The sequence below is a fragment of the Salinicola sp. LHM genome (genome assembly GCF_034479735.1).
Classification (GTDB): domain Bacteria; phylum Pseudomonadota; class Gammaproteobacteria; order Pseudomonadales; family Halomonadaceae; genus Salinicola; species Salinicola salarius.
The window spans coordinates 1,869,544-1,882,954 of the sequence record NZ_CP140261.1 but is presented as its reverse complement, the minus strand read 5'-3'; the positions used below and the strand labels follow the sequence as shown (position 1 = coordinate 1,882,954).

11 protein-coding genes are annotated in these 13,411 nt (G+C 62.0%); 3 read left to right on the top strand and 8 right to left on the bottom strand.

The genetic code is table 11. From position 1 onward, the window contains the following. Positions 1-270: 270 nt before the first annotated feature. The 5 genes from apbC to R5R73_RS08675 form a co-directional block, all read right to left on the bottom strand. A complete protein-coding gene (gene apbC, locus R5R73_RS08695) occupies positions 271-1,071 on the bottom strand; it encodes an iron-sulfur cluster carrier protein ApbC (protein ID WP_167400657.1) in 801 nt (266 codons plus the stop codon). Between the two features lie 188 nt (positions 1,072-1,259). Continuing rightward, the gene (locus R5R73_RS08690) at positions 1,260-1,721 is read right to left on the bottom strand and encodes a TerB family tellurite resistance protein (RefSeq protein WP_110633194.1); all 462 of its coding nucleotides are present in this window, start codon (positions 1,719-1,721) and stop codon (positions 1,260-1,262) included. Positions 1,722-1,944: 223 nt separating this feature from the next. Then, entirely contained in the window at positions 1,945-2,460 is a 516-nt protein-coding gene (luxS, locus tag R5R73_RS08685) for an S-ribosylhomocysteine lyase (protein WP_110633196.1), read from the bottom strand. A 61-nt stretch (positions 2,461-2,521) separates the two neighbouring features. Beyond that, on the bottom strand, positions 2,522-3,250 hold the full coding sequence (locus R5R73_RS08680) for a glutathione S-transferase (protein WP_322529444.1): 729 nt from the start codon (positions 3,248-3,250) through the stop codon (positions 2,522-2,524). 243 nt (positions 3,251-3,493) lie between these two features. After that, positions 3,494-3,763, bottom strand: a complete 270-nt coding sequence (locus R5R73_RS08675; RefSeq protein ID WP_071230435.1) for a hypothetical protein — start codon at positions 3,761-3,763, stop codon at positions 3,494-3,496. A gap of 179 nt (positions 3,764-3,942) precedes the next feature. Here R5R73_RS08675 and thiI point away from each other — a divergent pair, with 179 nt between their 5' ends. After that, positions 3,943-5,451 (top strand): tRNA uracil 4-sulfurtransferase ThiI, encoded by a 1,509-nt coding sequence (gene thiI / locus R5R73_RS08670; protein WP_322529443.1) that lies wholly within the window; start codon positions 3,943-3,945, stop codon positions 5,449-5,451. Positions 5,452-5,482: 31 nt separating this feature from the next. Here the strand turns inward: thiI and R5R73_RS08665 are convergent, their stop codons facing one another. From R5R73_RS08665 to R5R73_RS08655, 3 genes are all read right to left on the bottom strand, one after another. After that, on the bottom strand, positions 5,483-7,867 hold the full coding sequence (locus tag R5R73_RS08665; protein WP_322529442.1) for a DNA polymerase II: 2,385 nt from the start codon (positions 7,865-7,867) through the stop codon (positions 5,483-5,485). Between the two features lie 40 nt (positions 7,868-7,907). Then, positions 7,908-8,837, bottom strand: a complete 930-nt coding sequence (locus tag R5R73_RS08660; protein WP_322529441.1) for an AEC family transporter — start codon at positions 8,835-8,837, stop codon at positions 7,908-7,910. A gap of 109 nt (positions 8,838-8,946) precedes the next feature. Further along, positions 8,947-9,261, bottom strand: a complete 315-nt coding sequence (locus R5R73_RS08655; RefSeq protein ID WP_110633210.1) for a DUF2845 domain-containing protein — start codon at positions 9,259-9,261, stop codon at positions 8,947-8,949. 211 nt (positions 9,262-9,472) lie between these two features. On the opposite strand from R5R73_RS08655, the gene metG reads away from it, so the two are divergent. Continuing rightward, entirely contained in the window at positions 9,473-11,542 is a 2,070-nt protein-coding gene (gene metG, locus R5R73_RS08650) for a methionine--tRNA ligase (protein WP_322529440.1), read from the top strand. A gap of 239 nt (positions 11,543-11,781) precedes the next feature. Then, positions 11,782-13,386 carry a diguanylate cyclase domain-containing protein gene (locus R5R73_RS08645; RefSeq protein WP_110633217.1) on the top strand — a complete coding sequence of 535 codons (1,605 nt, stop codon included), beginning with the start codon at positions 11,782-11,784 and terminating at the stop codon, positions 13,384-13,386. Positions 13,387-13,411: the final 25 nt, after the last annotated feature.

Sequence of the window (13,411 nt, the reverse complement as noted above, 5' to 3'; positions counted from 1 at the left end):
AGGCGTCCTTGAGACTGAGACTGACGTCGTCGCGACGTCATCTATTCGTTGGGCCGAGGAAAAACGGGAGCGATCTGATCGGGGCGACATGATAGCGGCCCGATTTCATTAAGGAAAAGAAAAAAGGAAAAGGAGACGACGCACCAGAAGCAACCCGCGCAGGAAGGCCGCTCGCCCTAGCCCTGCGCGGTTGTGTACGAAAGCCCTTGCTAATCGAAAACCCTTGCTAATCGCAAGCCCTTGCCAATTGAAAACCCTTGCCGATCGAGATCAGTCGCTGAACGAGATCGTCGGGCCACCGGTATCCTGCCCAGCGACGCCACTGGCGACATCACGCGCCATCTGGCGGAACGTGGCAGCCACCTCGCCCTCCGGATCGGCAACCACGCTCGGCTTGCCGCCATCGGCCTGCTCGCGGATCGACAGTTGCAACGGCAGCTGACCCAGCAACCGCGTCTCGTACTGCTCGGCGATACGCTCGCCGCCGCCGGCACCGAAGATCGGTTCGCTATGGCCACAGTTGGAGCAGATGTGCAGGCTCATGTTTTCCACCACGCCCAGCACCGGCACGTTCACCTTGCGAAACATCTCGATGCCCTTGCGCGCATCCAGCAGCGCGATGTCCTGCGGCGTGGTGACGATCACCGCACCGTCGACCGGCACCTTCTGCGCCAGCGTCAACTGGATGTCGCCGGTGCCCGGCGGCATGTCGATGAACAGGAAATCGAGATCATTCCACAGCGTCTGGTTGAGCAGCTGCTGGAAGGCGCCGGAGACCATCGGGCCTCGCCATACCATTGGCTGGTTGATATCGACCATGAATGCCATCGACATCGCCTGGATGCCGTGCGCCATCACCGGCTTCATGTTCTTTTCGTCGACTACCTCGGGGCGGGTGCTCTCCGGCAACCCCAGCATCCGCGCCTGGCTCGGGCCATAGATATCGGCGTCGAGCAGGCCGACACGATACCCTTCCGCCGCCATCGCCAACGCCAGATTGGCAGTGACGGTGGACTTGCCGACGCCGCCCTTGCCGGAGGCGACCGCCACGATATGTTTGATGCCCTCGATCACGAACTACTCCTTGCAACGTTCAAAGCATGACTTCCGCCAGTATAACGAGCCCGGCGCCCTATACCCTAGCGTTGTGGTGGGAAATAGCGGCCGAACCCGACCAAACGAGACGAGACGGGACAACATTACCAGCGGAAAACGCTCATCACGGTTCGAATCGATACAGGGGACGACGGCCAGGCCGGTCAATCGCGCTCGAACTCGTTCTGCACCGTCAGCTTGGTGCGAATGAAGTCGCTATGGGTCACGTAGAGCAGGTCCGCCAGCCGCCGGATACGATGCTCCTCGAGGGCGGCGAGTTCATGGTCAGCGTAGGCCAGACGCCACATCGCCGCGATCAGCTCGACACGCTGATCGTAGCTGTAGCGTTCGTTGAGCAGGGAAACGTACTGGAAATGATCCACGGCCTGTTCGACCTGCGTCTGCGCCTGCTGGATCAACTCATCGGCGGCGGCCTCGTCCATCGAGAACCGGGCCATCAAGATCCGGCGCAACGTGGCCAATTCCTGAGGATCGACCTCATAATCGGCACGCAGCACCTCGCTGAACAGCGCCGCGACCGCCAGTTGTGGTGTCACGGCATCACGACCGTCGGATTCCGGCACGGCCAGAACGCGCTGAAAGAATTGTTGAACAGTATCGAGCATGGCTCACTCCCCTGCGTTGAACGGCGATAAACGGTGATGAAACAAGGCGTTTCGCGCGGCTTCGGGCGCGTGTTGACCGACATTTTGACACCGAGAGCCCGAAAGGTTCGAAAGCCCACCGGATTCGATCGACGCGCCTCGCCGAACGAAAAAACCCGCAACCGAAGTTGCGGGTCTGGCGCATTAAAGAACGCGCTGCGTGGCATCACGATGATGCCGGTCGTCATGCACCGTGGGCGGCGAGGAACTCTTCGGTCAGCTTGAGCTCGCTGTTGGAGTTGACGCCGATCCCGCGGGTGGTGACGTTGCGGGCGATCTGCTGCGCTTCGTCGAGCGAGTGCATTTCCGCCGTTCCGCACTGGTAGATGTTGAGTTCGGGAATCGACTTCTGATCCGTCAGCGCCAGTACGTCTTCCATCGCCGCTTTCCAGGCGGTCCCCACGGTCTGCTCGTCGACATGGCCGATCAGGCTCATGTAGAAGCCTGTGCGGCAACCCATCGGCGAGATATCGATGATCTCGACGCCGTCGCCGTTGAGGTGCTGACGCATGAAGCCGGCGAACAGGTGCTCGAGCGTGTGAATACCGCGCTCGGACAGGATCTCTTCGTTGGGAACGCAGAAGCGCAGATCGTAGACGGTGATGTTGTCGCCGCCCGGTGTCTTCATCTGCTTGGCGACACGCACCGCCGGTGCATTCATCTTGGTGTGGTCGACCATGAAACTATCGAGTAATGGCATGCTTGCCTCCTTGGTTGGCGTGTCCGGTCAGATGCCTACTTTAGCACGCTAACCGGCGCTGTCAGGTGTCCAGTTCCGGATAGTGGCGGAATATGCCGCTCTCGTTGAAATCGAGCCGCCGATCCGAGGTCAGATAAGCCGCCAGTTTCGGCCGTTGACTCACGCGGTCGGCCAGCGCCGTCACCTCCGGCACTTCCGGCTCCAGCCGCTCCATCGAGCGGGGAAAGGCGTAGCGCAGCCCGGTGACGACCTGAAATAGCGACAGGTCCACGTAGCTGTGTGCCGTACCGACCAGATAGGGCTCGTTGCCGGCGTTGGCCGACAGTACTCGCTCGAAGTAGTAGAGAAACTTGGGCAATCGCTCCTGGACGAAAACGACACTGCGTCGCTTGGCTTCCTCCTGCTGATCCTCGTAGTAGAGCGACGCGCCGATCGGGTGATGGGTATCATGAATCTCGGCGACGAAGTCCGTCAGCGTCAGCTGCAAGCCATTGGCCCAGTGGCGGCTGGCCTCGCCCTCCGGCACCAACCCCAGCCGAGGGCCGAGGAACTGCAGGATATTGGCGACATGGGACACCACGATTTCGCCCGCTTTCAATACCGGCGGCGCGAAATGCGGGCGCCCCAGCTCCCCGCCGTGAATGAACTCGCTGACGGCACCCGCGCCACCGCCATCAGCGGCGGACTGCTTGCCCACGTCGACATAATCCGCGCCGGCGTCTTCCAGCGCCAGCCGCACGAATTCGCCGCGACCGGGAATCCCGGGCCAATAGTAGAGCTCGTAGGTCATCCTTTTCCCTCCCGTTCAGGCGCTGTTGGCTGACAGCCTTCCAAAGCGCTGCGGAATTCCTGTTCAAGACATGGAGCCGGATCGCCGTGAGACAACCCCGAGACAGCGGCAACTGGATCGACCCGACGATCGAATGCGCTCCTCAGCATAGGACAAAAAACGGGCCCGAACCTTGTCTCGGTTCGGGCCCGCCGGGTGGATCACGATGCTTCGCCGGTCAGCGACAGAGCATCGACGAAAAATCTAGCGACACGCCACGGCCTGGCGCAGCGTGCTTTTCACCCACAGACGCTGGCCGTCGGGGGTTTTGCCCTGATCGTTCCACTGCTGCGTGGTCTGGACGCAGAACGAGCCGAGATCCTCGATCGCCGGCGCGGCAGCATCCGGCCGCTCGCCGCCGATTCTCAGGATATCGGTATTGTTCGACTGGTAATTGGGCGCAAAGGTATTGGAAGCGCAGCCGGCCATCGCCACGACCAATCCGGACGCCATCAACATACGGCGCAATGCCATCTTGAGTGATTCCTCGAAGAGCGCCTGACGCCGCTCACGGACGTGGTCGGGCCTCGGCGCGAACACCGGCACGATTGCCGGCAGCGGCTTAATAGCACCCCCGAATCCGGCCTGTCAATTGGCGGGCGCTCGCCAGTGTTGTTACCCTACGCCGCCCTCGAGCCGACCGACTCTCTATCATGCGTTATCGCGTCAAGCTGTTCCCGGAAATCACCGTCAAATCCCGCCCGGTGCGCCGGGAAATGGTGAGATATCTGCGTACCAACATTCGCAATACGCTCGCTTCCATCGCCCCGGGCGTGCGGGTACGAGACGAGTGGGATGCGTTGGAAATCCGCCCGCGCCAACCTCTCGACGACACCGCGCGGGAGACCTTCGAAGCCCGCCTTCGAGGCGTGGCCGGCATCCACGAGATCCAGGTCGTCGAAACCCACGACTGGTCTTCCTTCGAGGATACTGCCGCCAGACTGGTCCCGCTGTGGCGAGAGACGCTGGCGAATCGCCGCTTTCGCGTCAGCGTCAAGCGCCGGGGGCAACATGATTTCCGCTCGGAGACCCTCGAACGCTTCCTTGGCGCCGCGCTGCTCGAGGCGGTGCCCACAGCGCGGGTCGATCTCAAGCAGCCGGAACACGACGTGCGCCTCGAGCTTCACGACGCGCGTCTGACGCTGGTCACGCGACGATTATCCGGCCTGGGCGGATACCCGATGGGCACTCAGGGCCAGGCGCTGGCCTTGACCTCGGGCGGCTACGACTCGCCAGTCGCGGCCTGGCAGATGATGCGAAGAGGATTGAAGACTCACTTTCTGTACTTCGATCTCGGCGGACCGGATCAGGAGCGTGTGGTACGTCAGGTCGTGGATCGCTTGTGGCGGGGTTACGGTGCCTCTCACCGCGTCGACTTCATCAGCATGCCGTTCGTCGAAGTGATGAACGCCATCCAGCGCACTGCGCCGGCCGCTCTGGCCGGCGTGGTCCTCAAGCGGATGATGGTCCGCGCTGCCAACCGGATCGCCCAACGCCACCGTCTACCGGCCCTGATTACCGGGGACGCGCTGGCCCAGGTCTCCAGCCAGAGCCTGACCAATCTCGGCCTGATCGACGCTGCCAGCGAGCGACCGATCCTGCGACCGCTGATCGCCAGCGACAAGCAGACGATCATCGAACAGGCGCGCCACATCGGCACCGCCGAACTGGCCGAGGGCCTCCCGGAAGTGTGCGGGACGATCTCACGCAAGCCCAACACGCAGCCCAAGCCGGAGCGAATACTCGACGCCGAGGCCGGGTTCGATCAAAGCGTACTGGACGATGCCATTGCTAGATCGAGCGTCGTGCGCAGTGACCAATTGCTGAACGAAGACGTGCCAGGCAGAGAGGACGCGGTGGCGACCGCTTCGCCGTCGGCCACGGCCAGCCGTGACCTGAGACATGACCCGAGCCGTGACAGGGTCAGGGTGATCGACATCCGCCACCCTGACGAGCGCGACCTCGACCCGCTGATTCTGCCCGAGGGCCAACCGCTGGCCATCCCCTACTTCGAGCTGGGCGGACGCGTCGCGACACTGCCGGACGACTGCCACTATCTGCTCTACTGTGCCCAGGGCACCATGAGCCGGATGCAGGCCGCTCACCTGACCGATCGGGGCTACGACAACGTCGGCGTCTATTTCCCCGACCTCCCCGACTGAGGCGAGATGCCAAAAGAGATCGTTGGGTCGTTCAGAACAGCCCCAACTGCTGATCGGTGAGTCTGGCGAAGTCATCCCCCACGAACGGCAGTATGCCGTCGGCGACCGGCGCCAGCTGACGGCTGACATAGTGGTGATAGTCTATCGCCGAGCGACGGGCTTCGAGTGGCTCCGGCCCGGAGACGGTGATCACGTAGCGGATCCAGCCGCCGTTCTGGTACTGCTGCGGCCGGCCCAGTTGGCGATTGAGCTCGTCGGCCATACGCGCGGCACGCACATGCGGCGGCACGTTGCGCTGGTAATCGTCGAGCTTGCGCCGCAGACGCTTGCGGTAAATCAGCGCGTCGTCGTGTTCGCCGGCCATCGTCTGGTGGACGATCCCGCGCACATAGTCACGGTACGGCTCCCCCGTGAAGATGCGCCGGTAGAGCTCGCGCTGGAACTGCTGCGCCAATGGCGACCAGTCGGCCCGTACGGACTCCAACCCCTTGAATACCAGCCGTTCGCTGCCGTCCTCGCCTCGCACCAGCCCCGCATAGCGCTTCTTGCTGCCCTCCTCCGCGCCGCGAATGGTCGGCATCAGGAAGCGGGCGAAGTGCGTTTCGAACTGCAGTTCCAGCGCGCTTTCCAGATCGAACGTCTCGCGCAGATGCCGACGCCACCAGTCATTGACGAGTGTCACCAGCCGCTGCCCGATCTCATTCGCTGCCTCGGCCTCGTGCGCCCCGCCCAACCACACGAACGTCGAATCGGTATCACCATAGATAACGGTATAACTTTCAGCTTCGATCAATTCTCGGGTACGACGCATGATCTCGTGCCCGCGCATGGTGATCGACGAGGCCAGGCGAGGATCGAAAAAGCGACAACCTCGCGAGCCGAGCACGCCGTAGAAGGCGTTCATGATGATCTTCAGCGCTTGGGCCAGTGGCGCGTTGCCTTCCCGCTTGGCGGCTTCGCGGCCCTCCCAGACCTGCCCGACGACCGCCGGCAATGCATGAGCCGTGCGAGAGAACCTCGCTCCCAGGAAACCCGGCACGGCGTGCGCGTCATCCGGCTGACGCAACCCTTCTATCAGACCCACCGGATCGATCAGGAACGAACGGATGATCGACGGATACAGGCTCTTGAAATCGAGTACCAGCACCGAATCATAGAGCCCCGGGCGGGAATCCATCACATAGCCGCCGGGGCTGTCCCCGCCGTCGCGACTGCCCAGCGTCGGGGCGACGAACCCGAGCCGATGCATGCGCGGCAGATAGAGATGGGAGAAGGCCGCCACCGAGCCGCCGCTGCGATCCGCGGCCAGGCCCGTCACGCTCGCCCGCTCGAGCAGGAAATCCATGATCCGGGCATGTTCGAAGATCCGCGTGACCAGCTCGCAATCCTTCAGGTTGTAGCGCGCCAGCGCCGGCTTGTCTTCGGCAAACATGCGGTTGATGTCCGCCATGCGCTGGTAGGGGTTGTCGATCGCCTTGCCCTCGCCGAGCAGCGTCTGCGCCACGTTTTCCAGACTGAACGACGAGAAGCTCCAGGTCGCGGAGCGCAGCGCCTCGATGCCATCGATGGCCAGTCGCCCGGGAATGGTGACGAAATGGTGGTTGGACGATGTGCCGGAACCGCGGCCCTGGGCACGCCACTCTATCGCCGCACCGCCTCGGCCCAGCGTCAGCGGTACGTTCAAGCGCTCGGCGTGACGCTGCAACTGACGCAGATCGAACTGGATCACGCTCCAGCCGATGATCGCATCCGGGTCGAAACGAGCGAACCAGGCGTTGAGCGCCTGCAGCAGCTCGGCGCGGGAGTCACAGTAGACGAGTTCGAAGTCTCGCTCGCGATCCGCCTTGCCGCCCTCTCCCGCCGGCGGCCCCAGCATGTAGACGATCCGCTGACCGCAGCCGTGCAGACCGATCGAATAGAGATCGCCCCGTTCGCTGGTCTCGATATCCAGCGAGCAGAGCTTCAGCGTCGGGCGGTAGTCGGGCGCCGGCTTCAGCTGAGCGTCCAGGATCGTGCCATCGTCTCCCTCGCGACCGCTGGCAGTGACCGGCGCGGTAATGAAACGCTCCATCAGATAGCGCTCCGGTGGCCGGACATCGGCCTCGAACACATCGATACCCGCCTCGCCCAGCCGTCGCTCCAGGTTCATCAGTTGCCTGTGAGACTGGCAATAGAGCCCGAGAACCGGGCGCTGATCGAAGTCTTTCAGCTCCAGCTCGCGCAGTTCGACGTCACGCTCCTGGCGCAACGCCCGTTCGGCCGCCGCGCGCTGTTCGACGGGAATGAAAGCGACCGATGTCTGCGGCGGCAGACGCACCAGCCGTGGCCCGGCATCGGTAGCCAGCCACAGCGATATTTCGGTACCGGCCGGCGTATCCCGCCAGTGCCGCGTCAGAATGAAGCCCTGCTGTTCCACGACATTCCCTTGCACAGTCGTCGTCACCGATAGCCCGCGTTCAGAAAGAGAGCACCCAGGGCAGCACCACACCAAGATAGAGGGGTATCAGCACCGGGGCGGCCAGCGTAGTGATCAGCACCGCAATGGCACCTTTCTCCGGCCGAATGTCCAGCTCCATGGCGATGACCACCACGTTGGCGGCCATGGGTACCGCACCGATGAGCAGAAACGCGAGCGCCAGCGAGTCGGAAATCCCCACGCTCGCGCGCAGCCCCACCACCATCAGCAGCGTGGCCAACGGCCAGACGAGAAAGCGCACCAGTACGCAGGCGGCCACGAAACGGCCATCGAAGGCCCTCCACGTGACGCGCCCCAGCGTCATGCCGATGATCATCATCCCCAGCACCGTGAAGCAGTACTTGAAGTAATCGAGCCCGTCCACGGCCACATCCGGAATATGCAAGCCGAGAGCGCTGACCAGCATGCCGGCCAGAAAGGCGTAGATCAGCGGCAGCTTCGCCAGCCTGACGAGACTTTCCTTGACCGAGAAACGGCCACGGGCACTGACATAGAAGCCGACCGTGAACTCGTAGAGCGAGACTCCCAGCATGCAGAAGAGATAGAGGGTGACGCCTTCCGGCGGCAGCAGCACCAGGGCGATCGGAAAGCCGAAATAGCCGGTGTTGCCCGTGCCTGCCGAGAATGCAAGCAGCGCCCGCTCCTGGTCCCCGAAGAAGCGTGCAGCCAGGGCATTGACGGCCAGGCAGAGCAGCGCCGCCAGCAGCACCACGCTCCCCGTCAACACGAGTTTGTCGGGGGTCGGATGCCCTTGGGTGAGACCGTTGAAGAAGGTCAGCGGGGAAATGATGTAGACGAGCAATGTCGCGATCGGCCGTGGATCGACCTTGAGATGCCGCGATGCGACCCAGCCCAGAGCCACGAAGAACAGCAGCATCCACAGTGACTGCGAAAGATCGACATCGGCCATCTCGGGCTCCTAAAGCGACAGGCTGTAGTGATTCGGCCGCTAACTGTAACACCCGATTACGGTTCTAGCCGGTATTCTACGAACGCCGACAATTTGACTTCCGTACCTATCAGGGAAATATCTCGGTATCTTCGTCGACCAGCTTTCCTGCCACGAAACGCAGACGATAGCGAGCCCCATGGACACTCTTGTAAATCCAACGCTCGACCGTGACGGCGCCCTCGATGAGATGACCACCGCGCCGCTGCGGTAGTTCGACCACTCGAGAGTCGGGTGGGCCGCATTTTCTTAGCACCTGCTCAGGTGAATCGCCATTGGCGGTGAGCCCATTTTCGCAACGCATTGCATTGACGGGGTTTGCGACACTCACAAGAAGCAGCGCCCCTATCAATACTCTATGGCTTCTTCGAGCCAACATGCGCATTTCAGGACCTCCCCTAGATAAAATACCCGTACCGATGATGCGCTTATCCTGGCTTACGCCGACGCATCAGCGCGAATCCAGCCCAGCGATGCTACAATCGTCGACCAAGTTTCATCGTCGACCCAGTGTCGAACGTTTTCAGCCTATCCATCCCGTGGGGCCATCGATACCAGGCCGCCTCGGGTTCCGTTACGGGAATGTTCCAGTCGCCATGTCGAACAACGCCTCGCTCTCGCGCCAGATCCTCGTCACCAGCGCTCTGCCTTATGCCAACGGCTCGATCCACCTGGGCCATCTGCTGGAGTATATCCAGACCGATATCTGGGTGCGCTTCCAGAAAAGTCGCGGCCACGAATGTCATTACGTCTGCGCGGACGACGCTCACGGCACCGCGATCATGCTGCGCGCCGAGCAGGAAGGTATTACGTCCGAGCAGTTGATCAGCAAGGTCAGCGAAGAGCATCAGGCGGATTTCGCCCGTTTCGGCGTCGCGTTCGACAATTACCACTCGACCCATTCGGAAGAGAACCGAATCCACAGCGAGCGCATCTACACCGCGCTGCGCAATGCCGGCCACATCAGCACCCGCGACATCGAGCAGATGTACGATCCGGTCAAAGGGCTGTTCCTGGCCGACCGCTTCATCAAGGGTACCTGCCCCAAGTGCGGCAGCGAGGATCAGTACGGCGACAATTGCGAAGCGTGTGGCGCGACCTACACGCCGGCGGAACTGATCAACCCGGTCTCGGCGATCAGCGGCGCCACGCCGGAAGTGCGGACCTCGACCCACTACTTCTTCAAACTGCCCGATTTCGAAGACTTCCTGAAACAGTGGACACGCTCGGGCCGCGTGCAGCCGCAGATCGCCAACAAGCTGCAGGAGTGGTTCGAGGCCGGTCTCAACGAGTGGGACATCTCCCGCGATGCGCCCTACTTCGGCTTCGAGATTCCCGACGCGCCGGGCAAGTACTTCTATGTCTGGCTGGACGCGCCGATCGGCTATCTGGCGAGCTTCCAGAACCTCTGCGACCGCGAAGGCCTCGATTTCGACAGCTACTGGAAAGCCGACTCCACCGCCGAGGTCTACCACTTCATCGGCAAGGACATCGTCTACTTCCACGCGCTGTTCTGGCCGGCGATGCTCGAAGGCGCCAACATGCGCACGCCGACCGGCGTCAACTGCCACGGCTTCGTCACTGTCAACGGCGCCAAGATGTCCAAGTCCCGCGGCACCTTCATCAAGGCGCAGACCTACGCCGAGTATCTCAATCCGGAGTATCTGCGCTACTACTTCGCCGCCAAGCTGACCTCGCGCGTCGACGATCTCGATCTCAACCTCGAGGACTTCGCCGCCCGCGTGAATTCGGACCTGGTCGGCAAGGTGGTCAACATCGCCAGCCGCTGCGCCGGCTTCATCAAGAAGCTCGCCGATGGACAGCTCTCCGCTACCTGCGCCGAGCCGGAGCTGATTGCGAAATTCATCTACGCCGGTGACGAGATCGCGGCCGACTTCGAGGCTCGCGAGTTCGGCCGCGCCATGCGCAAGGTGATGGAACTCGCCGACGAGGCCAACACCTACATCGCCGACAAGGCGCCGTGGGTGCTGGCGAAGGAAGGCGGTCGCGAGCAGGAAGTGATCGACATCTGCTCGGTGGGCATCAACCTGTTCCGCACTCTGATGATCTATCTGCAGCCGGTGGTGCCGGCCATGGCCGAGCAGGCGCGTGTCTTCCTGCAGGTCGACAGCCTCGACTGGGAGAGCCGCCAGCACGTGCTGGAAGGCCATGTCATCGGCAAGTTCAAGCCGCTGATGACCCGTGTCGAGAGCGACCGGATCGAGTCGATGATCGAGGCCTCGAAGGAAGTGCTCGAGGAAGAGAAGAAACTGACCGGCAAGGCGTCCTCCAACGCCGCCGATGACGACCGGAACACGCCACTGGTCGATGATCCCATCAGTGACGAGATCAACTTCGACGATTTCATCAAGGTCGATCTGCGGATCGCCCGGATCGACCAGGCCGAGTACGTCGAGGGTTCCAACAAGCTGCTCAAGCTGACGCTCGATCTCGGCGGCGAGACGCGCACTGTCTTTTCCGGTATCCGCAAGGCCTACGCCCCCGAGGCACTCGAGGGCCGTCTCACCGTCATGGTTGCCAATCTCGCACCGCGCAAGATGCGTTTCGGCGTATCGGAAGGCATGGTGCTGGCTGCCGGCGACGAAGACGGTATTTATCTGCTCTCTCCCGACAGCGGCGCCAAGCCGGGCCAGCGTGTGACCTGACCCCGAAAATCGGGACTCTTACCAACGCGCGGCCAGGCCGCGCGTTTTTTGTTTGGACAGATAAATCGCCCCGAAATACTGCCGGGGTATTTATTCAGGCGAGGAGCAAGTCAAAACTCACAGGAACTTTTATTTATCTGTTCAAGACAATACAAGGAGAAGCCGATATTAAGAAAGATTAGCTTTCCCATCCTTGGCGCCAGTTCCATAACCGGCGTGCTGAACAGGTCATCTACATTATGAGATCAGCCTTCTTCTCGCTGCGCGGTCGCTTTCTGATCAGCCTCATGGCTCTGCTGATCGCCGCGGTGCTGGCACTCGTCGTCATCGGCAGTCTCATCGTGTATCCCAGCATGATTCGGGAAGAACGCGAGCAGTCGATCAACGAGCTCGACAGGCTCGAACATACAATCGGACGGGAAATACAGACCTTGCTGTTGAGTGCCAAGGATTGGGCAACGTGGGACGACACTTATGCCTTCATCCAGGGAAACGACAACGGTTACGCGGCCTCCAACTTCAGCCGCAACATGTTCGAGGATCTCGATTATCAATTCATGCTGTTCTTCGACCGGCAAGCCAATCTTCACTGGGTCGCCGGCATCGACCCGGCCAGCGATCGATACGGCTCCTGTCCCGGCCAAAGCGGCGACTGCGCCTGGGCAAAACCCTATGCCGACAAGCTGAGGCCACTGCTCGGACCGACAAATCAGCCCGCCAGCACGCATCTGGAGCGCCAGGGGAAACGGCTGTATTACGCGGCCATTCATCCTATTTTCCGCACGGACGAGAGTGGCCCGATGCAGGGCTGGCTCGTCCAGATCCAGTTTCTCGATGACAAATGGCAGGCGCAAATGGCGGCGCAAACGGGTCGGGAAGTCGATGTCCAGCCCCTATCGCCCTCCGAGGTGCCAACCGAACTGCAAATCACCCCAACCGGGGATGGGCGCATCCACGTCGCGAAAACGCTATCGCTCAACCCTCGAGACGCGCCCACCCTGCTGAGCACCTATTTGCCGCGAGATGCCTTTCTGGAGCGCATGGCTACCGTGCGTTACGCGCAGTGGTGGACGGCCGGCCTGTTACTGACGGTGATCGTCCTGGTGCTGTTGCTGCTCGAGGTGGTGGTACTGCACCCGCTCCGCCAGCTCGCGACCTTTACCCAACGGGCCAAGCAGGATTCCATACAGGCCGAACTGCCGGAACGGCTTCTGCATCGCCAGGATGAAATCGGCGCGCTGTCGCGTGAATTCCTGCACCTGATCCAGCATCAGCGGCATCGGACGACCCAACTGCTCAACCTGTCACAGACGGACCATTTGACAGGGCTGGCCAATCGACGATTGTTCGATGAACGACTGAATGACCTGATGGACGCGTCGCAGCCGCCCGTGCCGGTCGCCGGCATCCTGCTCGATATCGACTACTTCAAGAACTACAACGATTTCTACGGTCATCCGGCAGGCGACCTTTGCCTGACCCGCCTGGCCAAGTGTCTCCAGCAAACCGTGCAGCAGTTGGCGATCGATCGGTCGCTTCTTGCCCGCGTCGGCGGCGAAGAGTTCGCCGTCATTCTGCCGGGCACCTCGGCCAGCCGCGTCGAGCAGCTTGCTGGCGCCCTGTGCAGAGCGGTCGCGCAGATGAAACTGCCGAACCACAAGGCCCGTCTGGGCATTGTCACGGTCAGCGTGGGCGCGGCGATCTGCGCCATCGACGAGCTCTCTCCGACGACACTGATGGCACGATGCGATGCCGCGCTCTACCGCGCCAAACAGCGAGGCCGCAACCGGATCGAATGCGATCTCGGAAAGGCTTCTCGAAGCCATGCGGAGGAGCGTTTATAATGCCGGCCTCTTTGAACCGGGAGCC